Source organism: Virgibacillus halodenitrificans (assembly GCF_001878675.1).
GTDB classification, from domain to species: Bacteria; Bacillota; Bacilli; order Bacillales; family Amphibacillaceae; genus Virgibacillus_Q; species Virgibacillus_Q halodenitrificans.
In genome coordinates this window covers 1,405,476-1,430,141 of sequence record NZ_CP017962.1, presented here as the reverse complement: position 1 = coordinate 1,430,141, position 24,666 = coordinate 1,405,476, and the positions used below count along the sequence as shown (strand labels likewise).

The window sequence follows — 24,666 nt, the reverse complement described above, 5'->3', positions numbered from 1 at the left end:
CAATTTATTTAATTGTTATTGCCCTTGCCCGCCAAATTGCTGTTCAGCCATTTGAACTAGGCGTTTAGTAATTTCTCCTCCAACAGAACCGTTGGCACGAGAAGTCGTATCAGCACCAAGTTGCACACCAAATTCTGAAGCAATTTCAGTTTTCATTTGATCTAAAGCTTGTTGAACACCAGGAACTACTAATTGGTTAGAATTGTTACTTGCCATGTGAGTTCACCTCCTTGGTACTACTAGAATGTGTAGTAACGAAGAAAAGCATTCATTAATATCATTGGTAGTTGTTGACAATTAACGAGATAGGAAAAGAGAAGGTCTAGAAGCCTTCAGGAGGATTTATAAGCATAGGTTCTACTGCAAATATTGGAGTACAAAAGCATTTTATTTCTTCATAGTTGGAGTAAACTGCGAACTAGTGTAAGAACAATTAATAGCATAGCGGAGGTAATGCCGGAGAACAAACTAATCGGCAGCAGAGCAAGATAATCCGCCGGAGAGTAAATTAATCGGCAGCAGAGCAAGACTATCCGCCGGAGAACAAACTAATCGGCAGCAGAGCAAGATAATCCGCCGGAGAGTAAATTAATCGGCAGCAGAGCAAGATAATCCGCCGGAGAGTAAATTAATCGGCAGCAGAGCAAGATAATCCGCCGGAGAGTAAATTAATCGGCAGCAGAGCAAGATAATCCGCCGGAGAGTAAATTAATCGGCAGGAGAAAGAGATAATCTGCCGGAGACATTCGCAAACAAACTTACTTCGCTTTTTATCTATTTTCCGAATCATTGACCATCATATATATCAGGACCTAAATATATATAAATGCTCTTTGCCACGGTGGCTGAAGCGATTGTGTGGTATCTTTAGTGTAAATAATTGTAGTTTGGACTATCCGCCTTCTGCTTTCATATAAAAAAGCTGAACAACTCGGTGCTTAAACCATTGTTCAGCCTTTTTATGTTTAAACCTTCTACTTAAATAATATCATTTATTAAATATTACAGGAGATCATCTAATGTATCTTTTTTATTATCCTTTGCTGTTACCTTTATAGTTTCAATTCCTTCTACAGCTTCCTTTAATAATTCACTAAAATCATTTTTCTGTTCAAAATGACTTGCTTTCTCACGTTTTGGCTTTGTTTTAGGAGACTTAGGAACAAATATAGTGCAGCAATCCTCATAAGGTAAAATTGACGTCTCATAAGTGCCAATTTCCTGGGAAATGCTGATGATATCCGATTTATCCATTGTGATTAGTGGTCTAATAATCGGATATGTTGTTACTTCATTTATTGCATTCATACTTTCCATTGTCTGACTAGCAACCTGACCCAAATTCTCACCTGTTGTCAACGATAAAATCGATTGTTGATCGCAAACCTGTTCACTAATACGCATCATCATTCTACGCATGATAGTCATTGCATAACCATCTGGCATTGTTCTAAAAATTTCTTGTTGTAATTTCGTAAAAGGAACAATGTGTACTTGGATAGACTTACCAAACTTGGTCAATTGTTTTGTGAGATCAAGTACTTTTTGCTTCGCTCTTTCACTTGTAAAAGGTGGGGAGTGGAAATGAATAGCCTCAATCTGTACTCCGCGCTTCATAGCTAAGTAACCAGCTACAGGGCTATCGATCCCTCCGGAAAGTAATAGCAAAGATTTTCCTGATGTACCTACGGGAAGTCCTCCAGGGCCTTTTATAACACTAGAAGTGATATAGGTTGCCTCCAGGCGAATCTCAACTCTTATTTCCATATCAGGCTGATGCACATCTACGGTATAATTATCAGTATTTGTAAGTAAATAACGTCCTAAAAGTTGGTTCATTTCTTGTGACCGTATTGGAAAATCTTTATTAATCCGCTTTACTGTTATTTTAAATGTTTCAATAGTTGGATTCTTTTTCAAAGCAAATAAGGCTGCCTCTTTGATAACACTTTCTTCATTTTCCACTTTTATGGCTAAGCTCATACTTTGAATTCCAAATATATGCTTACATCTTTCAATAATTGGTTCAGGTTGGTGTCCATTTAATAAGATGAACATTCTCCCCTGTGTACGTTTCACTTTCACATTAGGAAAATCATTAAGCTTATGCTGAATATTCTCCTGCAATTTTAGTATAAACATTTTTCTGTTCTTCCCTTTAAGGGCCATTTCACCGTATCTGATCAATATATGGTCATATTGCATAATAATCTACTCCATCACTTTTCTAAATTGGTTTATTGCTTGTTGAAGGTAATCCGCGAATTGCAGGATATCCTCTTCTGTAGTTGAATAAGACATACTGACACGATAAGCCGAGGATGCTCGCTCCTTCGAATAACCGCATGCAAGTAAAATTCTGCTTTCTTCTTTTTGTTTTGAAGAACATGCAGATTTAGTGGAAATATAAACTTCCTGCTCACCAAGCATATGAATAATCACTTCTGGTTTTGTGCCTGGAACGGAAAAATTCATGATGTGTGGAGCAGCCTCAGGAGGTGTATTTATTTGTACCTCATCAATTTCAGTTAATTTCTCTCTAAGTATCGCTTGTAAGCTTTTAAGCTCTGTTCCCTGAGTTTGCTCCTTTTCCTTAATAAGTCTAAGAGCTTTGCCCAAAGAAACTGCCCCTGCAAGATTTTCTGTACCTGAGCGAAAGGACTGTTCTTGGTTTCCTCCATGAAATAATGGAAACAGGTTGCCCCCTTGTCTTATATACAGAATGCCTGTCCCTTTTAATCCATGGATCTTATGCCCTGATAAAGTACAAAGATCTATACCACTATTACGTAGCTCTAAAGGAACCTTTCCAAAACCCTGAACATGATCTACATGGAGAAACAACTTTGGAAATTGCTTGCATATCTCCCCTATTTTTTCTATTGGTTGAATGGTTCCAATTTCATTATTCACATGCATAATACTTATTAAAATTGTATCCTTCCGTATAGCAGCTTCTAAATCCTCTATAGATATTACACCATTTTTATTCACTGGTAAATACGTTACTTCAAAACCTAAATCCTCCAGACTTTTACAGGCATCATAAACAGAAGGATGCTCAATCTCTGTAGTAATAATATGCTTTCCCCGTTTACGGTGCTCTAATGCAATACCTTTAATTGCAGTATTATTGCCTTCGGTCCCACCAGATGTGAATATAACCTCTGATGGAGTAACATCTAGTATTGAGGCCACCTGGTTCTTTGCTTTGGTCAGAAGATGTTCTGAGTGCCCTCCTAATTGGTGAATAGACGATGGGTTAGCAAAATATTGAGTAGAGGCCTGTTCAAAGCTTTTCATTACGGATGGGTCTGGTATAGTAGTAGCACTGTTATCTAAATAAATCATTTTTCATACCTCATTTCAGCAAAGAAAAGGATATTTTTAAAATATCCTTTTCTTTGTTTATTACTATTTTGTTAGTTTGCTGTTTGCTGGAATTCTTCGATTTTTTTTAGAGCACCTGGTTCAATTTCCTCAATTGCCTTCGCTGCATGCTCTAAAGCAAGTTCATAATCGTACGTTCTAAATAATCGTTCAGCTTCAGCTAATTTAGCAGCCAAAAGCGGATATTGACTTCTATATCTGTTTGCATATTGGATGACCTGTTCAGTCAAGTAAGCTTGATCCAACATCACATTCGTTTGCTCAATTACATGCTCTACAGCATCATTTGCTTCTGCTAAGGCTTCTTGTACATTTGACATCTCAAGCGGCTGTTTCTCAAGTACTTTCATGACACGAGTATTCTTATCTGAAGCTTTTCTTATCATATCCCAAATAAACTGTGGTACTCCCGGCACATTACTTTTCTTTAATTTACGTTGGGTATCTGCTAATTTATTGCGTATTTCAATTAATTTTTCTTTTGCTTCAAGTTCATCTTTTCTAAGGTTATGGACTCGTTTTCTAAATGCATCATGTTTTTCATTTAATTCCTTCAGCTGTTCAAACCCCTGCTCCACCTGTTCACGTAGTTTAGAATGAGAGGTATCTTCATTTTCTAACTCCAGCAGTAGTTCTTCTAACTCAGTTTTTAGCTTAGCTATCGTGTTTTCCAACATTAAATAACGTTCCATATCATGATCTTCAAAATAATAGGCATGTTTTAATTTTTCCACTTCCAGCTTTGTATCAAGAAAGGCATTATTAATATCGCCTAAAGACTCTTCATAGCTGGGTATCTGTGTATCTAAGTAGTTTTTCGCTAGGGCTTCTTTTTCCAACAACTGATACATCTCTTTAATTCGTACTTCCACATCTTCTATAAGAGACTCTGTATTTTGTAAGTCTCCAGCTTCCAGTTTTTTTACCATTAACAAAAGTTGCTCTTGATATGTACGAATTTCTTTTTCAAATGCCAAATGCTCTACTCGGTAACCATCTTCCTTCATTCCTTTTATACCGCTATAAAGATTATCCAGTTGTGAAGGTAACTCATACTTACATAGTTTATATATTCTTGGAAATACCTCCAACTGTTGTTCCAATTGGTCAAGACTTAATTTAATCTCATCGACAATCTGCTTTGCCTCGAGATAATTTCCTTGCTCCACCAGACTATAGTAGTTATTCAGTTTTTTCTCAAGTACATCAATTTCTTTATCAAAATATGCCTCTGCCTTTCCATATTGATACCGATTTTGGGAAAGTTTTTTTCTACATGCTTTTATATGTGGTAAAATTTCTTCTACCTCTTGTCTGCTGGATTCCTCTGATTGCAATAATTCGTCTACTTCTGCAAGCAGCTTCTCAATTTCTTTTTCAATTGATTGGAGAATTTCTTCAACATTATGTAGGATTTTTTTCGCTTTGGAAAAACGGTAACGATCTGCACTTTCCTCAGCATCAAACAAATGCTCTTCAATATCTGGTAATTCCTTTGTAATAATAAATTCCCAGCGTTCTTTCCAAGCTTCAAATTTTTCCTGTGTTTCCCCAGATAAGTTTAACGTTTTAATTTTACTAAGATGTGCAGCTACATTTCTGCCCATAATATCCATTTTCCATGCCTCATAGCGGTCCACATGATCGTATATTCGTTTCCGCATGATTAGGCCAATAATAATTAGAGCAATGATTACAAGAATTATTCCTATGATATACGCCATATAATGCCTCCTAACAATATTCCTATTTTAAGAGGAACATTTCTCTCAAAGCCTCTTGATGAACAAATAGCAAATAATACTGTCGTTTTTATAATTATAGTAACTATAATACCATGTTACTTCCTTTTTTGGCTAAAAAAACACAAATTAATTGGCTTTTTGTCAATTTTTTATCTGGGGATATTTTAATTAGCAACATTTGTATTTGTTTTAGATAGAAAATCAAGCCATTGTTGTATATTTCGTGCATACTTATTGACAAAGACATCATGTGAATACGAGCCAACAACTTGGTTTTTCCATTCATTATGCATGATGTAGGGAGTAATCAACATTCCCTTTAACTGCATAAGCAAGTAATTTCTATCGTCCTCATTCTTTTTTTGATCTTTTATTAAAGTGAAAAATAAGTTCCGAATATAATAGTTTTCTTTCGCTAAGTATGTAACTGCCATTTCTCTAACAAATACAGAATCCAAGGATAGCTCCCGTTGAATGAAACAAGATAATTGATGATTACTCTGCTTGTACTGTATAATGTGAAAAATTAGTTCTTTCAACTGATCGAGAGGGGATAATGTTTTTACATCGTCTATTGTCTCTTCTATAACAGTTAGATAATTCTCATAGTAATGGGTGACAGCATATTCCAATAATCCCTGTTTTCCTTTAAAGTAATAACTGATCAGGGAAACATTGACAGAAGCTTTCTCTGCTATATCACGCACAGAAGTACCGTGAAACCCTTTTTGGAAAAATAAAGAAGAAGCTGCTTCCAGGACTTTTTGTTTAGAGGCGTTTATTTTCATCATTATTCAACTCCTTACTTTTCCATTACGACAAAAGACCTTATTATTCCTGCAATATCTTCTCGACAAATAAATCATCAGATGTCGAAATAGGATAGATAATGAAATCCATTATGAAAGGAAAATGCATATGTTTCAAGTAACGAATTATTCAGGTAATAGAGCAAAAGACTATGAATTGTTAAATAAACAATTGCGCGCTTTAAGTGAAGGAGAAACAGACGAGATTGCCCTTTTATCCAATGCCTCTGCCCTATTAAATCAATTTTTATCAGAAGTAAACTGGGTTGGTTTCTATCTTTTTAAGAAAAATGAATTGGTGCTCGGTCCGTTCCAGGGGTTGCCTGCATGCATCCGCATCCCAGCAGGTAAGGGGGTATGCGGAACTGCCTTAGAACAACGTACTACACAGCTTGTTGCAGATGTAACAGCTTTCCCTGGCCATATTGCCTGTGACAGTGCGAGCAAATCGGAAATCGTTATACCAATTGAACTGGGAAATTCCGTATATGGGGTATTAGATATTGACAGTCCTATTACCAACCGTTTTGATGAGACTGATCAACATTACCTTGAAGAATTCGTTGCCATTTTACAAGAATACCTAGCTTAAAAAAACGGCGGCTTACAATTATGTGAGCCGCTTTTCTATTTCAATTTTACGGTTTTAATATGTTGGGGTTATGATTCGCAAACTATATAAACTCCTAAGTAACTTGATCGTACTGTAAACGGCCGTTTCGGAAAATAGCGTATAGTGAACAAACTATAGCTAGTTTGCGATGTCTCCGGCGGATGAACTCCGCTCCGCTATTTTTTTCTCACAATAGTTCGCATTTTCTTCCTACTTAATGTACAAAAATACATTGCAACTACATGTGTAACTAAACTTTTTTTACAAAGCTTGTTTCATAGTCAAAAAATAATTGGTGATTTATGCTAATTTTGAAACACAAAACACTTCATTCATGCCAGTAGATGCTGAAAGAGAAGTGTTTTGCGATAAGGAAATCTATACTTTCTTATCTATTGCTTATTCGTATTCGCATCTATTGCATAGGAAGCCAAAGTATGTTTAGCAACACAATTTTTACCAGTGTTTTTTGCTTCATATAATGCTTTATCCGCTCGCAGAAACAAATCCTTGATCGTATCTTCTTCCTCTAGATCCCAGGCAGCAACACCACAAGAAAGAGTGACTACAGGATCTGTGAATTTTTCTACTTGGCGACGAATTAGCCCTGCTACCTGTACACCTTCATTCAATGTGATATTCGGAGCATATATAGCTAATTCTTCCCCGCCCCATCTTGCTGGTATATCTTCCGTTTCGATGAAGGTTTTAATAACTTGAGCTACTTGTTTTAGAACTTGGTCTCCAACATGATGTCCAAATGTATCATTCACCTTTTTAAAATCATCGATATCAAATAATAGAAGTGCCCCCATCTCTCCGACAACCATATGACTGCTAATTTCCTCTTCCAAATGGTTTCTTGAATATAGCTTCGTAAGGTGGTCTGTAATTACTGCTCGTTCCAGCCGTTCACGCAAACTTGTATTTGTTAAGGCAAGTGTTGAATGATGAGTTAATAACTGTAATAACTTAAATCTTTCGAAACTAAAGTAAGCTTGCTCTTCATGCATAACTACAATAAAACCATAAATAGTATTTGAATTAGTCATCGGTGTTACCATCACGGACTTATATGGGAAATGCGGAATTTCTTTAAAATCTCCAGAAAAAATTGCTTCTTTCAGGTTTCTGCCAACCAAATATTCTGCAAGCATGTGACCTTGTTTTGTAGTGAAATATGCTGTACTACCAGTCAAAATTTCATAATCGATTTCTTTTGTTTCTGAATAATAAATAAATCCAATTTGGGAAGCATGACAAACTTCTATAATTAAATTTCTAATATGTTTCGTTATCTCGGACAACTGCAGATTAGAATTTAATTTATGTGTTGTATCATTAATTAGTTTCAAATCGGAAATCGACTGATTTATATGCGCAAATAATGAGGCATTCTCTATCGCTTTTCCAGTAATTTCAGCGACACCCTTTATAAAATCTGCCATATCATCTAGAAAATGCAAGTCACTTTTCGTTATTACCTGAAGTACTCCGTATACACCTTGTTTCCCACTTAACGGAGCATATAAAGTAGGATTTTCCCCTGTCTCACCAATTTCAATTTGGAGACTCCCTGAAATAAACACCTGGGTACTTGCCCTTTTGGTGACATCATCACTATATTCAATTGTCTTTACAGGCAAATCGGAATTTGTATCCAGATCATGCGATAATAATAGATGGAACTCGCAGTTTGGATACAGAAAACTCAATTTCTGGATAATATAATGTAAGATCTCTTCTTTGTCCTTCATTGGCAATAAGTCTGAAGAGAATTCATACAAAAGATCAGCTTTCTCTCTGCTCTGTTTTTGCAAGTAGTAGGATTTAATAATAGTTAAAAACCGCTCCGTTTCTTCTCGTATTTCATCTATATTTTCTTGTGAAAATGGTTGCTTCTCGAGCCAGCCAGCATACAATAAGATGTTAAATTCTTTAAGAGGTTGTATTGATAACACAGCATTAAACATAGTTTTTGGACTCATTTGTTTCAATTCCTGATCATTCACTATTATCTTTTTAGGAGAAAAGTTTTCCTGCACATTTATCTCATTGATTAGCTTATAGTTTTTTTCCCATTTATTATATGTGTACATGGCCACAAATGGAGTATTGAGAACCATCTTCAAAGAAGAAACAAGCATGCTAATAATTTGCTGGTAGTTATACTCTTCCAAGTGTGTACATATATCAAAATATTTATTTTTCATAGACATTATTATTTCTCTCGGTTCAGTCATTCTCATCACCCTAAAATGAAATGATTTTTCATCACCTATATTTAAATTATCTTTATACTCATTATATACTAACTAGTACGTATAACCTATATATTAAACTTTATTTGTATAATTTAAAAGAATGGTTGACTTCTTTCCACAAAAAATATACAATAGTCTTTGTGTAAAATAATAAAGTAGCCTATGTGAACCGACGCTTGAACCCATTTTGTTCCTCTCTCACGAGGTGTATCGCGTAACTCTTAGCTGCTGGAGCGATGGTACATGAAAACATAATGGACAACGGATTGGAACACGCTCGTTTATTTTATGCAAATAAAATAAAAAGGAGGAAATGTCTTATGGCTCGCTATACTGGATCAGTATGGAAAAAATCACGTCGTCTTGGCATTTCATTAACTGGAACTGGTAAGGAATTAGATAAACGCCCTTACGCTCCTGGTCAACATGGACCGAATCAACGCAAGAAAATCACAGAATATGGTTTACAAATGCAAGAGAAGCAAAAGCTTCGCTTCATGTACGGGTTGACCGAACGTCAATTCCGTAATTTATTCAACCTTGCTGGTAAAATGAAAGGTATTCATGGTGAAAACTTCATGATTCTTCTTGATTCTCGCCTTGATAATATCGTTTACCGCTTGGGACTTGCTCGTACTCGCAGACAAGCTCGTCAGCTAGTTAACCATGGTCATGTTCTTGTTGATGGTTCTCGTGTGGATATTCCATCATACCGTTTAAAGCCTGGCCAAGCTGTTAGCTTGCGTGAAAAGTCTAAAAATCTTGATATTGTTAAAGAAGCGATTGAAGTTAATAACTTCATTCCTGAATATTTAACATTTGATGCAGATAAAATGGAAGGTACTCTCGTTCGTTTCCCTGAACGTTCTGAACTTCCAGCTGAAATTAACGAAGCGCTTATCGTAGAATTCTACTCTCGTTAAGCTAAAAACCGGAGGATGTCCTCCGGTTTTTTTGTTGCTTTGAAATCTATAAAATTGGCTTTAGTATATATGTTGGGGCTATTCAATGATTCGCAAAATATATAACCTGCGGACTAACTTGATAATACTGTAAACAGCCGTTTCAGGAAATAATGCATGCTAAGTTAAACCCTATATATTAGTTCATGAATAGGTAAGGCGGATTATCTTATTCTGCGGCGGATACTTTTGCTCTCCTGCCAATTAATCTGTTCTTCGGCGAGTATCTCCCATCGCTTTACTCTATCTCCATTTAAAAAGCAAGGACAATTATAAATTGCCCTTGCCAGCATTAACTAAAGTCAATAAGAAAATATTTCTTCTTCCCTCTTCGGATTACAGTAAACATATCACCAATACGATCCTCTTTACTTACTACATAGCCTAGTTCCTGTTGACGCTCTCCATTAATATAGACAGCTCCATTGGTAATATCTTCTCTTGCCTGTCTTTTAGAGGAAGAAATAGAAGCATCAACAAGTAGTTCTATTAAATCTATTTCGTTTTTCGCAGCTTTGTATGTTGGTACATCCTTAAAGCCTTGTTTAATTTCTGTTGCAGTTAATTGTTTGATATCTCCACTGAATAATGCGGCTGAAATTTTCTGTGCCTGTTCAAGAGCCTCCTGACTATGAACCTCTTTAGTCATTTCCTCAGCTAATCTTCGTTGAGCTACCCTTTTTTCAGGTTGGTCTTTAACTTCACTTTCCAGTTCAGCCATCTCTTCATCAGAAATAAATGTGAAGTAACGTAGGAACTTAATTACATCTCGATCATCTGTATTAACCCAAAATTGGTAGAATTCATAGGGAGATGTTTTTTCCGGATCAAGCCACACAGCGCCGCCTGCTGTCTTTCCAAACTTTGTCCCATCCGCTTTCGTAATTAAAGGAACCGTAAGACCAAATACCTTAATTTCATCGCTTTCCTGCTCGCGAGATCGACGAATAAGTTCCATGCCTGCTGTAATATTTCCCCATTGATCACTTCCGCCTATTTGCAGCGTACAGTTCTCTTGTTCATATAGCTTAAGAAAGTCAAGAGATTGCAAAATCATATAACTGAATTCTGTGTACGTGATTCCCTGCTCGATTCTTGCCGATACAGATTCTTTTGCGAGCATATAGTTTATCCCAAAATGCTTTCCTGCATCTCTAAGAAAATCAATAATAGTCATATTGGATAACCAATCATGATTGTTACGTGCAACTACAGGATTATCTCCTTGATTAAACTCAACAAGTTTAGCTATTTGCTGCTTTATTTTTTCACTAAACCCTTTAACTACATGAGCTTCATTCAAAGAACGCTCACTAGTACGACCACTTGGATCGCCTATCATACCGGTACCACCACCAACAAGCGCAATTGGTTTATGCCCGGCTTTTTGGAATCTTTTTAACATAGTAATTGGTAACAGATGGCCAATATGAAGGCTGTCTGCTGTTGGATCAAATCCACAATATAAGGTAACTTGGTTTTCTGCCAAGTGTTTTTCCAGTCCTTCTCTATCCGTTGTTTGATGAATTAAACCTCTTTTTTCTAAGTCCTGCAAAATATCCATTCTTCCTCACACTCCATCATAAAATTAATTGCAATTACTTTTGTAGGTCTACTGTTAAAAAAATAGCCAAATAAAAAAACTCCTCCCTATAGAAAAGGGACGAGTTTAACACGCGGTACCACCCTTGTTGCAAATAAATTTGCCACTTAGGATTGTTAACGATGTTTCCACCGCTTTCCAGTTATCTGTATAAAGATGAAAGGAAAGTATGCTCCAGATTGTAATTCGCCTGCAAATTTGTCCTGACTTCCACCAACCGTCAGGTCTCTTAAACAGTGATCTGCATAACTACTGTAATTCCTTCATTGCAAAATAATATAGTACATTTATTAATACCATATTCCATTTTTAAATGCAAGGCTCTTATAAATTTTGTATACCCCTTAATTTTAATTATGCTATAATAGTACTTGAATTTAGGAGGTTTTGCTATGGATTTCAAGCAATTATTTCAAAAATATAGCAAGAAAGTTAAACACTTATGGAAAACAGGAAAGGTTCAAAAGTCTTCTCGAGTTACATATGATGTAGTTTGGAATGTTATTCTTTTCTTTTTGATTATTAGTTTCATAGGCATGTTCTTTGCAGGTGGAATTGGAGCTGGCTACTTTGCCTCACTAGTAAAAGATGAACCAATTCGAAGCAAAGAAGCGATGAAAAAAGACATCTATAATTATGAAGAAACTACGAGTCTCTATTTTGCCGATAAAATTTATTTGGGTGATGTGCGATCCGACATACATAGAGAAGAAACCTCGTTAGATAAAATATCCCCAACCTTAATTGATGCAGTAATCGCTACAGAAGATGAATATTTTGAAGAACATAAAGGAGTAGTTCCTAAAGCAATTGTCAGAGCTATCATGCAGGAAGCTCTTAATTCCGATGTAAAGACTGGTGGTAGTACATTAACTCAGCAATTAATTAAAAACCAAATCTTAACTAACGAAGTGTCTTTTGAGAGAAAAGCAAAAGAAATACTTCTTGCACTACGTTTAGAACGTTTCTTTGAAAAAGACGAGATTTTGGAAGCATATTTAAACATCGTTCCATATGGTAGAAACGCTTCCGGTCAAAACATCGCTGGTATTCAAACAGCGGCTCAAGGTATATTTGGATTAAATGCGGACGAAGTAAACTTGGCTCAGGCTGCATATCTTGCTGGACTTCCACAGAGCCCTTCTGCCTATACACCTTTTGCAAATGGCGGTGGGTTAAAAGAAGAAAGCGGTTTGCAGCCTGGAATTAACAGAATGAAATCTGTGCTTAATAGAATGTATGATGCAGAGTATATCTCAGAAAAACAATACAAAGAAGCCATGGAATACGATATTAAGTCAGATTTCGCCAAGGGTAAAAAATCACCAATTGAAGAATACCCTTACTTGACTGTAGAATTGCAAGAAAGGGCAAAAAATATTATAAAAGAATACTTGATTGAAAAAGACGGCTACACCTTGGAAGATGTGAAAGGGAATAAAAAGTTAAATGAAGAATATTCGATTCTTGCTGAACGTTCTATTGAAACAGATGGTTTTCACATCTATTCTACTATAGATAAGAAAATTTACGACGTGTTTCAGAAAGTAGCAAAGAACTACGAACATTATGGACCAGACCGCACATTTACGGATACCAATCCGGAAACCGGCAAAACAGTTGAAATAACTGAAAAAGTACAAACAGGAGCTGTTTTAAGAGAAAATAGCACAGGTAAAATAATTAGCTTTGTTGGCGGGCGTGGGCATAAGGACAACCAAAATAGACATGCTACTGAAACGCTCAGATCACCAGGGAGTACCATTAAACCATTACTAGACTATGCACCAGCTATGGAGAAAGGCTATATTCAGCCTGGTACTGTGCTAGCTGACTATGCAAAAAAGTTGCCGGGTTGGGACTATAACGAGCCTAGTAACTACGGTGGTGGACATTATGGAATAATATCTGCAAGAACTGCACTTACCAATTCATATAACATGCCCGCAGCTGAAATATATACTAGAATGATTCACGAAAACCCTGCAAAGGAATATTTAGTAGATAAAATGGGAATTAGTACGTTAACCAAAGAAGAAAAAACATATCCTTCACTAGCGATTGGAGCTACTGAAAAAGGAATTACAGTTGAAGAGAATGTGAGTGCTTTTTCTACCTTCGGAAATAACGGTAAGTTTGTTGATGGTTATATGATTGAAAAAATAACTACAAATGACGGTGATGTAATTTATCAACATGAGACAAAGCCAACGGACGTGTTCTCACCACAAACAACGTACCTAACTGTCGATATGATGCGTGATGTAATTAACCAAGGAACTGGTGCCTATTTAAGATCACAGCTAAGCAATGGTGGAGTTGATTGGGCTGGTAAAACAGGTACATCACAGGATTATAAAGATGCATGGTTTATTGCGACAAACCCAAATGTGACGTTTGGAACGTGGATTGGCTATGATACACCACACTCCATTTATAATACTGGAATGTCTCTAAGCTATAGCAAACGTAATATTAAACTATGGGCACAATTAATCAATAGCGCTGCAGATATTAAGCCAGAGCTAATTACCCCTTCTGATAGATTCAAGCAACCGGAAGGCATTGTAAGTAGAAGCTATTGTGCAATATCAGGAATGTTACCATCCGAACTTTGTGCAAAAGCCGGTCTAGTTAAAACTGACCTGTTTAATGTCAAATATGTTCCAACTAAAAAGGATGATAGTTTGATCGGTGGCAGCTATGTCACAGTTAATGGTAAAGCTGTCGTAGCAGGGCCTAACACGCCAAGCGAATTTGTAAAAGGTGATGGCTTAGCATTTAATCCAGAATGGTTAAAACGCAATGGTTATGATAATCTTAGTGATCTTTCCCAGCTTTATCCAAGGACAGAAACTGAAAAGTGGGAAAAGATTAGCGGACCAAGTGGTGGCAAGGTTGGAAGTGCTATAAAGGATGATGGTAAATCTCCTGTAGCTCCTTCCTCCCTCTCTAAATCAGGTAGTAAGTTGACTTGGAGTAAGTCTGGAAGCAATGACGTGGTCGGCTATCGTATTTACAAAGAAAGCGCAGGCGGCGATTTATCCCTTGTAGGAAGTACTGTAGACACATCCTATCCAATTGGAGGCGGAAATGCTATCTATCGAGTAAAAGCGGTTGATTATTTCGGCAAAGAGTCCTCCCCTTCAAAGGAATTGATTGTTGGAGATACAAATAAAAAAGAACCTGAAAAGCCAGACAAAGACCAGGATAAGAAAAAAGATGAAAAAAAACCTGATGACAATAAAGATGAAAATAAGGATAAGAAAGATAAGGAAGATCAGAACGATTCCAAACCAGATGAAGAGAAACAAGACTCAGAAGAAGCAAGTGAAAATAATGGTGGAGAAAACAACACTGGTGATAACGAGGAAAATGCCAATCCATAAGCCTCTTCACTCATAATAATTTAAAAAAGCCAGCCGTGAATAAATATCACAGCTGGCTTTTTGTTAGTTCAATAACGCATGTGTCTACATTAGTAACTACGGATTATAGATAAACTGCGACGTAACTTGGTTGTTTGTAAATGGTCCCGGCGGATTGCTTCGTTCAGCAGCTGATTAACTCATTCTCCGGCAGATTATCTCACTCTGCTGCTGATAGTCCCCGCTCTACTTCGCATTTCCCTCCAACTACGCAAAATTTTTAACAATAAATCATATTTTGGCCATAAAGAAATTATCAAGTTTTAATAATAAATTTGTATACCATATGTGAGATAATTTCAACAAATTCCATAAATAACTAAAATTATATAGCTTTATCTAGTATAATGAACATAAGCGTACAGTAATCTAAACATTATTTTAAACAGGTGGTGAAATGATTGGAGCACACGAAAAACTATCATTCCCTAACTAAGCACACAGCAGACGAAACAATTACCATTGAAGGTCCTTTATCCTCGGGTGAATTAAAAAAATATCAATTTCATGAACATTTAACCGCATTCCGTCCAGCACCTAAACAGTTTGAAGCTATCCAAAGTATAGCTGATTTCCCGGAAGGACGCCTTATCATTGCACGTACAGAAGACACGATAGTTGGATATGTAACCTATTTACATCCAGATCCTCTGGAAAGATGGTCTGAGTTTAAAATGGAAGAACTCATTGAATTGGGAGCTATAGAAGTTATCCCTGCCTATCGGGGGGCGAAAATTGCATCCAATTTATTAAAGGTCTCCATGTTAGATGAATATATGGAGAATTATATCGTTATCTCTACAGAGTATTACTGGCATTGGGATCTTGACAGAACCCGGCTAAGTATTTGGGATTATCGGAAAGTAATGGAAAAGATGATGGCTGCTGGAGGCCTTGTACCTGCCCCCACAGACGATCCTGAAATAATATCCCATCCGGCAAATTGTCTAATGGTGCGCATTGGCAAAAATGTATCCCAGGCCTCTGTAGAAAGATTCGACACCCTGCGTTTTTTGAAAAGACATCAATATCGTAATATGAGGGAGGGATTATAAGTGCTAGTTGAAGAAATAATGAAAACATCAGTGGTTACTTTGCCGCCAACTGCTACCATTGCTGAAGCTTTACAATTATTGCAAAAGCATAGAATCAGACATATCCCCATTGTGAATGAAGAATATCAAGTTATTGGAATCGTCTCCGATCGGGACGTTCGCGATGCTAGTCCTTCGGTATTTGATACAAATTCAATATCAGAGGAACTTGAAAATGAAATCCAAACAATTATGAGCACACCCGTTATAACAATACATCCTCTGGATTTCGTAGAGGAAATTGCGCGCGTTTTTTATGATGAAGAATTTGCAGCACTTCCAGTGGTAAGAGACAACAATAAACTTGTTGGGATAGTAACTGAAAAAGATATGCTTCATACATTAATTCAATTAACAGGTACACACACACAAGGTTCCCATATTGAAGTAAAAGTACCCCATCGTCCCGGCATATTACCTGAGGTTACCGCAGTTTTTGGAAAAAGAAAAACCAATATAATTTCTGTCCTGGTGTACCCTTTTAAAAATGATCCAAATTATAAGATACTAGTTTTCCGTATTCAAACTATGAATCCGCTACCAATTATAAATGATCTCCGCACTGCAGGCTTTGAGTTAATGTGGCCAAATAATGTACCGGAGCCAAAGCTATGACGTGCAAGTCAGCTTTTGTATTCGCTAAAGAATTCCTGAACTATCATTTTAATGAAGATCATCCATTCAATCAAAAACGAGTTCTCATGGCAAAAGAATTACTTGAGGAAATGGATTATTTAAGTGAATCCCAGATTATTCCTCCACGTATGGCCACAGAGGAAGAATTAGCATTATTTCACGATCCTGTCTATATTGATGCAGTAAAAAAAGCAGGTAATGGTAAACTTGCATCAGAAGATGGATTTGAGTACGGATTGGGAACAGAAGATACACCTATTTTCCCTGGTATGCATGAGGCGTCAAGTTATTTAGTAGGCGGGACATTAACGGCAGTAGATGAAGTTTTAACTGGAAAAAGCCAACATGCCCTTAACCTAGGTGGTGGACTTCATCATGGATTTAAAAGAAAAGCAGCAGGATTTTGCATTTACAATGACAGTGCTGTAGCAATAAAGTACATTAGAGAGAAATACAACTTAAAGGTGCTCTATATCGATACAGACGCACATCATGGTGACGGTGTTCAATGGGCTTTTTATGATGATCCTAATGTTTGCACGTTCTCTATACATGAAACCGGCAGATATTTGTTTCCTGGAACAGGTAATGTAAATGAGAGGGGTATAAAAGAAGGGCATGGTTATTCATTCAATCTGCCAATAGACGCATTCACCGAAGATGATTCCTTCCTCCAAGTTTATGAAACTGCTTTAAGGGAAATTACGGATTTCTTTCAGCCAGATGTTATTGTCTCTCAAAATGGAGCTGATGCGCATTGTCTTGATCCTTTGACACATTTATGTGCTACAATGAAAATTTATGAACAAATTCCATTGTTGGCACATGAGTTAGCACATCAATACTGTGATGGAAAATGGATTGCAGTTGGCGGTGGAGGCTACGATATTTGGCGTGTCGTACCACGGGCTTGGTCTCAAGTTTGGAATGTGATGGCTACAGGTAAACCAGCAACCGGTATGCTTCCTGCTACTTGGTTATCTCGATGGCAGCAACAATCTCCGGTTAATCTGCCTTCATATTGGCATGATCCAGATGATATAGTACCAAATATTCCACGAAAAACAGAGATCACTGAAAAAAATGCTAAACTATTAGAAAGTCTGTTAAAATACACGAAAAAAAGGACCTAAGAATACAGTTTTCTTAAAATAAGATAGACTGCTAAACTAGCCACCCTATGGGGCTGCGTTTACTCGCCCCACTGTCATGCAGGCTTCCCTTTACATTTAAGAAAGAAACCGAAATGGCGGTCTTTGTCTTGGAAGGTTTTTGATGAAGCGGCTAGAAGCATGCTCGCCTCCTGGTAATAAATACGTAGGGAGAATCTTATACTTCGATTTTTCTACAATAAAAGAAGGAGATAACTTTTAAGAGTTATCTCCTTCTTTTATTGTAGCTTCCTCATCTAGAATTACTATCTCGACTCTTCTATTCTTTTTCCAATTAACCGAAGAAGTATTTGGCACTAAAGGCCTGGTATCTGCATAACCAACAGAAGAAAAACGGGATTCATCAAATTGATTCTTATCAATAAGATATCTTATTACACTACTTGCACGTGCCCCTGAAAGTTCCCAGTTAGAGGGATAGCGATAATTTGAAATTGGCCTGCTGTCCGTGTGACCTTCTACTTTCACCTGATTGGGCATCTTTTTTAACAATGATCCTATCTTATTAAGGAACGGTTTACCGCCATCGATGATATTAGCTTCTCCGGAATCAAAAAGAATTTTCTCCTGCAATACTAAAACAACGCCTCTTTCAGTTCTATTAGCAGAAATCACATTATTTAATTCATTTTTATCCAGATATTTCTCTATTTCATCCATTAGTCCATTTAGTGACTCAGTTTCCGACATCTCTAACTGTTCCTCTTCTATTTCTGTTGGAGCCTCAAACTCATTCGAGTCTTTACCTGTTTCTTTTTCACTGGAGCTTTGTGTTGGATTCTCCATTGGTACTGGTGATGGATAAAAATCAAATATCATGCGATTTCGAAAGGATTCAGATATCGCATCAAACTTTACCAAATCAATTTGTGACATGGAAAACAATAAAATAAAAAATACTAAAATCAGTGTAACCATGTCTGAATATGTAACCATCCACTTTGGCGCACCATTATTTTGCCTTTTTTTGATTCCCCTACGCTTCATTAATTTTTTCCCCCACGAAGCCAGAGTCCTCTTGTTCTTCTTGTTTGTCTTTTAGATCGTTGGGGAGAAATGCACTAAGCTTCTCTTCTAAAATACGCGGGTTTTGGCCGGATTGAACACCAATAACACCTTCAATAATAATTTGTTTAATAAAAACTTCTTCTTCCGTTTTCGTTTCCAACTTACTTGCCATGGGTACAAATACTAAATTTGCAAGCACCGTACCATACAATGTTGTTAGCAATGCTACAGCCATGCTTGGTCCTAAGGCTGTGGGGTCCTGAAGGTTATTTAACATGAGCACAAGCCCCACTAATGTACCAATCATCCCCCAGGCTGGTGCATACTCACCCGCCTTTTCAACAAGTGTTCTTCCTCTATAATGTCTATCTTCCATTGCAGTTATCTCTGCATTCATAATATCCTTGATTACCTCGGGTTCAATGCCATCAACAGCAAGTAAGATTCCTTTACGAATAAAAGGATCTTCCACCTCTTCTAATTCGTTCTCGAGTGCGAGAAGCCCTTCTCTTCTGGCTCGCTCAGACAATCGGATAAACAAACTAATAAGCTCAGGTAATTTTAGATCGTTTTTATGGAATGCTTCACTAATTATTTTGTTAGTCAGCTTTATTTGTTCCATTTTAAAATTAATTAACATAGAAGCAATTAAACCACCAATCACAATAAAGATTGATGATATGTCTAGAAAAAGAGAGGCGCCTGCGGTACCTCCCTTGGACATTATTGCTAGCATGATCATAATAAAACCTAACGTTATGCCGATCGGAGTCAATATATCTCGTTTTCTCATATTTTCTCTCCCCAAACCGTGTAGAATTGATTCTAATTCTTATATCGGCATAAGTTCTATTTTGTTGAATTTCTTTTTTCAATTCGATGAGGTAAAACTACCTTTTGATCTGTAACCTCTTCCTTATTCATAAACTTCGTTAACAATCGCATAGCGACTGCGCCAATATCATACATTGGTTGAACAATGGTTGAAAGTGTAGGACGTACCATTGTAGCAAGTCTTGTGTTATCAAATCCGAATACTTCAATATCTTCCGGAACCTTGTAGCCTTTATCTTGGGCACCATGTATAACTCCTAATGCCATTTCATCTGAAGCAACAAAAACAGCAGTTGGCTTTTCTTCTAACTGCAGTAAGTGATTAATCGCTTCTATTCCAGAGTCATAAGAATAATCTCCTTTAACTATTCTTTCCTCATCTATCTTAGTTCCGGATTCGTCGATTGCACGTCGGTATCCATTATATTTCAAAAGGCTAATATGAGTATCTTCCTGTCCGGATACAAAAGCAGGCTGCTTGTTACCCTGTTCTATTAGAAATTTGGTTGCTTCATAGGCTGCTTCTTCATAATCTATATTTACGGATGGTATGTCTTCATTTTCATCGTAAGTAGCAGCAAGTACCACAGGAACTGAAGATGTTTTAAATTGCTGCACATGCTCTTCTGTAATGTCTCCACCCATAAAAATAATGCCATCTACTTGTTTTTCCAGCATTGTATTTATTAATTGAAGCTCTTTATCCTTATTTTGGTCAGAGTTGCTCAGTATAATATTATATTTATACATTGTTGCGATATCTTCAATTCCTCTTGCTAACTCAGCAAAGAAGATACTTGAGATATCAGGAATAATTGCACCGACGGTTGTCGTTTTTTTGCTCGCGAGCCCTCTTGCTACTGCATTAGGACGATAGCCTAATCTCTCAATAGTTGCTAATACTTTTTTTCTTGTTGTAGGCTTCACATTGGGGTTACCGTTAACTACACGGGAAACCGTTGCCATGGATACGTTTGCCTCTCTTGCTACATCATAAATTGTTATATTCATTCTTACTCTACCTCCTAGTTAACATGACAAATCGTCCTCTATTTTCTTTATCATACTCTACTCCGAAAAAAAATACAAAAATTTAAAGGCTAATTCAACTAGGTTGAACAGCCTTTAAATAGAAAAGTAGCATTAAATGTTGAATCTGAGAAGATTAATTTTTTTCTCCAACCAATTTAATTCGTTGATCCATTTCTTTTAATTCTTCAATAAAATGATCAAACATTGATATGTCCATCTGTTGAGCAGAATCAGATAATGCAACAGCTGGATCTGGGTGAACCTCTGCCATTACTCCATCTGCGCCAATTGCAAGTGCGGCTTTAGCAGTTGGAAGTAGTAAATCTCTTCTTCCTGTTGAATGCGTTACGTCTACCATGACCGGTAAATGGGTTTCTTGTTTTAGAATTGGAACCGCCGAGATATCCAATGTATTTCTAGTCGCCTTCTCATATGTACGTATGCCACGTTCACAAAGAATGATATTTCCATTTCCTCTTGAATTAATGTATTCAGCTGCATTAATAAATTCAGAAATAGTAGCAGAAAGCCCCCGTTTTAATAATACAGGTTTATTCACGTCTCCTGCAGCTTTCAATAATTCAAAGTTTTGCATATTTCTAGCTCCAATTTGGATTACGTCAACATAATCAAGAGCTTCTTCAATATGAGCAGGGTTAACAATTTCACTTACAACAGCCAGTCCATGTTTATCTGCAGCACGCTTTAGAATTTGCAGCCCTTCAATCCCTAACCCTTGGAAGTCATATGGTGATGTTCTAGGTTTGAATGCGCCCCCACGTAATAATTTAATCCCTTTGCTTTTCACAGCGGCAGCTACCTTTTCAACCTGTTCATAGCTTTCTACTGCACAAGGCCCTATAACGTAATGAGTTTTGCCATCCCCAATTTTAGCTCCTTTAATATCAATGATAGTATCTTCCGGCTTCTTTTTACGGGAAACAAGCAAAGCTTTTCGATGATCATCTTCCTGCAGCTCTAAACTTGCTTTGAATATTTCTTTAAAAATATGTTCAATTGTTGCTTTTTCAAATGGTCCATCATTTTGTGAAGTGATTTGATCAAGCATATCTCTTTCCCTTACTGGATCAAAACGCTTCATACTTTGCTTTGTTTTGATTTGGCCAATATCCTGTACAAGTAATGCTCGCTGGTTAATTAGCTTCAAAATCTCTAAGTTCACATCATCCAATTGTTCTCTCAACTGCTCTAAATCTTTCATCTAATCTTCCTCCTCTTACGTATTTGATCACAATTTTTTAATAATTAGAGACAATTATAGCTAAAATACTTCTCATTGTCGATGGGAAATTTTTATTTAAGCAAAATTTTTTTGTTATTTATCTTTCTCGAGCCTTTACTTCCTTTATTTATATCAAAAGCGTAAGTAACTTAGCCAGCTTCGACAGGCTTTAATAGAGCCTTCTATTTAATTTTAATCTCAATGGAATGCAGCTAAAGTAAAAGTAGCTTAAAAAGCTAGTTCATTAATAGAAATTACCGCCAACCACAAAGTACTATGGTTAACAATGAAAAAAGACTGCTCTACAAGAGAACAGTCATTTTCTGGATTATTTTGTTTTCATTTCTTCTGCAGCTTCCTCGATTGCCTCAGCAACTTCTTCGGCAGCCTCTAATGCTTCATCTTCTTTAGTACGTTTATCCTGTAGCTTGCTTTGAACAGTCTTCGTTAATTCTTTAGTTTTATCAGAGGCATTTTTAGTTAACTGAGAAGTCGTGTCCATTGCTCTTCTCTTAAGCTCAGATCCGGTGGTATATGCCTTATCTTTCCAGTGGTAACCTTTTTCTTGGGCAGTGTTTTTAAACTCGGAAGCTTTTCCTTTCATTTGGTAGGCACCCTCATTAATATCACTTCTCAGATCTTTTCCGCTTTTAGGAGCAAATAATAAGGCAGCAAAAACTCCCACTATACCACCGATTAATGTGCCGATAATAAAATCTTTTGTGTTAATATTACTATTACTATTTTTTGTCTCTTCCATTCTAATTCCTCCTCTTAAACATTTTATTTATTTTTCTTTTTCCATAAGTCCATCATTGCAGAGCCCCATTTAATTGCTTGAGCAGCTTTTTCCGGATTTTCTTTTGATGTCCGTCTAATGCTTTCAGATAATTGTTTTAAGGAATCATTAAAATCCTTTACAGTATCACCAATACCTTTGGCTCCGTCAAATAAACCATTTAACTTACTTGACTTATAATTGACATCGTCTGCCAACTTATTTGTTTTGACAAGCAGTTCTGTTGTTTCACTAGTAACACCCTGCATTTGCTTTTCTAAATTAGTCATTGTTTCCGATACATTGTTAAGAGTTTCTTTTGTTGCTTTTAATGTGATAATAACATATACAACTAGTACTACGAACGCCAATGCAGCAATAATTGCAGCTATGTATCCTAAAATTTCCATTTTCATGTTCACTCCTTGTCTTATGTTGGAATATGCTGTGTCAGAGGCTTTTTGTGTCGAACCTGTTGTTAGTATACCAAAAAACAACCTTTTTTAATAATACCCTGCAAAGAAAATATCAAACCTTCTATTCTCCCATAAAAATTATCTTTCTATACATTATTTCGACAACTATATCTAATTTCCTTTTATTGAGTTTGGTTTTGTTGAAATTCTATCAATTAGATATCCTCCTATATGAAACGAATTTCATTGTGCCGAGCCAATTAAAAAGAGAGTCTGCAATATGGCAGGCTCTCTAATTTGAGTTATTTTACCGGACTATTTTCTTCATATGCTGCCTGGAACTTCTGAATATCCCCAGCACCCATAAAAATAAGTACACTGTCATTAAATTCGGAAAGCACTTCGGTTTTTGATAATTCCAGTACCTTCCCATTTTGGATAAGTTTAAGTAGATCGTTAATAGTTAATTTACCAGTTTCTTCCCTCGCAGAACCAAAAATATCACACAAGTACACATGATCTGCCTCATTTAAGCTATCAGCAAATTCCTGTAAAAACGTTTTTGTTCTTGTAAAAGTATGTGGTTGAAAAATCGCCACAATCTCTTTATGAGGATATTTTTTTCTAGCCGAGTTAATCGTCGCAGTTATTTCTTTTGGATGATGTGCGTAATCATCAATAAGTATCTGGTTACCTCGTTTTTTCTCGGTAAATCTTCTCTTAACACCTTTAAACGTGCTTAAATTTTTAATGTGTTCTGCCTTAATCCCTTCATAATGACAAATAGCTATAACAGATAATGCATTTAACACGTTATGCTCGCCAAACATGGGGATTTGGAATGTATCGTAATACGTATTTCTAACAAAAACGTCAAACTGAGTTCCTTCAGGAGTTTCCGTTATATTTTGAGCTTGGAAATCATTTGTAGCAGCAAAACCATAATAAACAACCGGAACTTTAGCATGGATTTGTTGTAGTTGGTCATCATCACCACAAGCAATTATCCCTTTTTTAACACGATCTGCCATTGACTGGAAGGCCTGAAAAACATCTTCAACACTTGTAAAATAATCAGGATGATCGAAATCAATATTCGTCATGATCGCATAATCCGGTTCATAACTCAAAAAGTGTCGTCGATATTCGCAAGCTTCGAAGACAAAATACTTACTGTCTACATGACCCTTACCTGTACCATCACCTATAAGGTAAGAGATAGGAAAGCTTTCATTAAGCACATGTGCAAGCAGGCCTGTTGTAGACGTTTTACCATGAGCTCCAGTTACTGCAATACTTGTATATTGTTTTAGCCATTCTCCTAAAAATTCATGATACCTATAAAACGTAACACCTTGTTTCTTAGCTTCTTGTATTTCAATATGATCATCAGAAAATGCATTACCTGCGATCACCGTGAAATTTTCTTTGATGTTGGTTTCTGAAAAAGGGTAAATAGGAATATTTTTCTCTTCAAGTGCTTCCTGTGTAAAAAATTGCTTTTCTACATCTGACCCCTGCACAGTTTCTCCAGAATCATGGAGTATGTGGGCTAGTGCACTCATTCCAGTCCCCTTTATACCAATAAAATGGTAAGTTGTCATAAAAAAGAACCTCCAAATTGTACCTGAAAATCAAA

Annotated in this window: 20 protein-coding genes and 1 other annotated feature; of the genes, 6 read left to right on the top strand and 14 right to left on the bottom strand. The window is 36.6% G+C overall.

The genetic code is table 11. The features are described from left to right. Positions 1 to 15 precede the first annotated feature (15 nt). The 5 genes from BME96_RS07490 to refZ form a co-directional block, all read right to left on the bottom strand. Positions 16 to 216, bottom strand: a complete 201-nt coding sequence (locus BME96_RS07490) for an alpha/beta-type small acid-soluble spore protein (protein WP_060679219.1) — start codon at positions 214 to 216, stop codon at positions 16 to 18. Between the two features lie 786 nt (positions 217 to 1,002). Next, a complete protein-coding gene (gene thiI / locus BME96_RS07485) occupies positions 1,003 to 2,205 on the bottom strand; it encodes a tRNA uracil 4-sulfurtransferase ThiI (RefSeq protein WP_071648791.1) in 1,203 nt (400 codons plus the stop codon). A 6-nt stretch (positions 2,206 to 2,211) separates the two neighbouring features. Beyond that, positions 2,212 to 3,351 (bottom strand): cysteine desulfurase family protein, encoded by a 1,140-nt coding sequence (locus tag BME96_RS07480; protein ID WP_071648790.1) that lies wholly within the window; start codon positions 3,349 to 3,351, stop codon positions 2,212 to 2,214. Positions 3,352 to 3,422: 71 nt separating this feature from the next. Beyond that, positions 3,423 to 5,114, bottom strand: a complete 1,692-nt coding sequence (gene ezrA / locus BME96_RS07475; protein ID WP_071648789.1) for a septation ring formation regulator EzrA — start codon at positions 5,112 to 5,114, stop codon at positions 3,423 to 3,425. 185 nt (positions 5,115 to 5,299) lie between these two features. Then, entirely contained in the window at positions 5,300 to 5,926 is a 627-nt protein-coding gene (gene refZ / locus BME96_RS07470; RefSeq protein ID WP_071648788.1) for a forespore capture DNA-binding protein RefZ, read from the bottom strand. 127 nt (positions 5,927 to 6,053) lie between these two features. On the opposite strand from refZ, the gene BME96_RS07465 reads away from it, so the two are divergent. Continuing rightward, positions 6,054 to 6,536, top strand: a complete 483-nt coding sequence (locus tag BME96_RS07465; protein WP_071648787.1) for a GAF domain-containing protein — start codon at positions 6,054 to 6,056, stop codon at positions 6,534 to 6,536. Positions 6,537 to 6,949: 413 nt separating this feature from the next. Here the strand turns inward: BME96_RS07465 and BME96_RS07460 are convergent, their stop codons facing one another. Further along, positions 6,950 to 8,800: a sensor domain-containing diguanylate cyclase gene (locus BME96_RS07460; RefSeq protein ID WP_071648786.1), complete on the bottom strand. Its 1,851-nt coding sequence runs from the start codon at positions 8,798 to 8,800 to the stop codon at positions 6,950 to 6,952. A 341-nt stretch (positions 8,801 to 9,141) separates the two neighbouring features. Here BME96_RS07460 and rpsD point away from each other — a divergent pair, with 341 nt between their 5' ends. Further along, positions 9,142 to 9,744, top strand: a complete 603-nt coding sequence (gene rpsD / locus BME96_RS07455) for a 30S ribosomal protein S4 (RefSeq protein WP_019378152.1) — start codon at positions 9,142 to 9,144, stop codon at positions 9,742 to 9,744. Positions 9,745 to 10,075: 331 nt separating this feature from the next. Here the strand turns inward: rpsD and tyrS are convergent, their stop codons facing one another. Beyond that, positions 10,076 to 11,347, bottom strand: a complete 1,272-nt coding sequence (tyrS, locus tag BME96_RS07450) for a tyrosine--tRNA ligase (RefSeq protein WP_071648785.1) — start codon at positions 11,345 to 11,347, stop codon at positions 10,076 to 10,078. A gap of 92 nt (positions 11,348 to 11,439) precedes the next feature. Next, positions 11,440 to 11,662, bottom strand: a binding site (T-box leader). A 116-nt stretch (positions 11,663 to 11,778) separates the two neighbouring features. Between tyrS and BME96_RS07445 the strand changes: the two genes are divergently transcribed. The 4 genes from BME96_RS07445 (at position 11,779) to BME96_RS07430 (ending at position 17,677) form a co-directional block, all read left to right on the top strand. Then, positions 11,779 to 14,775, top strand: a complete 2,997-nt coding sequence (locus tag BME96_RS07445; RefSeq protein ID WP_071648784.1) for a transglycosylase domain-containing protein — start codon at positions 11,779 to 11,781, stop codon at positions 14,773 to 14,775. Between the two features lie 440 nt (positions 14,776 to 15,215). Further along, entirely contained in the window at positions 15,216 to 15,869 is a 654-nt protein-coding gene (locus BME96_RS07440; protein ID WP_019378155.1) for a GNAT family N-acetyltransferase, read from the top strand. After that, positions 15,870 to 16,523, top strand: a complete 654-nt coding sequence (locus BME96_RS07435) for an acetoin utilization AcuB family protein (protein WP_019378156.1) — start codon at positions 15,870 to 15,872, stop codon at positions 16,521 to 16,523. Beyond that, a complete protein-coding gene (locus tag BME96_RS07430; RefSeq protein ID WP_071648783.1) occupies positions 16,520 to 17,677 on the top strand; it encodes an acetoin utilization protein AcuC in 1,158 nt (385 codons plus the stop codon). The genes BME96_RS07435 and BME96_RS07430 overlap by 4 nt, the downstream gene beginning before the upstream one ends. Positions 17,678 to 17,914: 237 nt before the next feature. Here BME96_RS07430 and motS read toward each other — a convergent pair whose 3' ends face one another. From motS to murC, 7 genes are all read right to left on the bottom strand, one after another. Then, positions 17,915 to 18,703 (bottom strand): flagellar motor protein MotS, encoded by a 789-nt coding sequence (gene motS / locus BME96_RS07425; protein WP_019378158.1) that lies wholly within the window; start codon positions 18,701 to 18,703, stop codon positions 17,915 to 17,917. Beyond that, positions 18,693 to 19,517, bottom strand: coding sequence for a flagellar motor protein MotP (motP, locus tag BME96_RS07420; RefSeq protein WP_071648782.1), 825 nt, complete (start codon positions 19,515 to 19,517; stop codon positions 18,693 to 18,695). Before motP ends, motS begins: the two co-directional genes overlap by 11 nt. Positions 19,518 to 19,573: 56 nt before the next feature. After that, on the bottom strand, positions 19,574 to 20,569 hold the full coding sequence (gene ccpA / locus BME96_RS07415; protein ID WP_019378160.1) for a catabolite control protein A: 996 nt from the start codon (positions 20,567 to 20,569) through the stop codon (positions 19,574 to 19,576). 154 nt (positions 20,570 to 20,723) lie between these two features. After that, positions 20,724 to 21,812, bottom strand: a complete 1,089-nt coding sequence (locus BME96_RS07410) for a bifunctional 3-deoxy-7-phosphoheptulonate synthase/chorismate mutase (protein ID WP_071648781.1) — start codon at positions 21,810 to 21,812, stop codon at positions 20,724 to 20,726. Positions 21,813 to 22,161: 349 nt separating this feature from the next. Continuing rightward, positions 22,162 to 22,593, bottom strand: a complete 432-nt coding sequence (locus tag BME96_RS07405) for a YtxH domain-containing protein (RefSeq protein WP_071648780.1) — start codon at positions 22,591 to 22,593, stop codon at positions 22,162 to 22,164. 23 nt (positions 22,594 to 22,616) lie between these two features. Then, positions 22,617 to 23,021 (bottom strand): DUF948 domain-containing protein, encoded by a 405-nt coding sequence (locus BME96_RS07400; RefSeq protein ID WP_060679239.1) that lies wholly within the window; start codon positions 23,019 to 23,021, stop codon positions 22,617 to 22,619. Positions 23,022 to 23,329: 308 nt separating this feature from the next. After that, positions 23,330 to 24,631, bottom strand: coding sequence for a UDP-N-acetylmuramate--L-alanine ligase (murC, locus tag BME96_RS07395; protein ID WP_019378164.1), 1,302 nt, complete (start codon positions 24,629 to 24,631; stop codon positions 23,330 to 23,332). Positions 24,632 to 24,666: the final 35 nt, after the last annotated feature.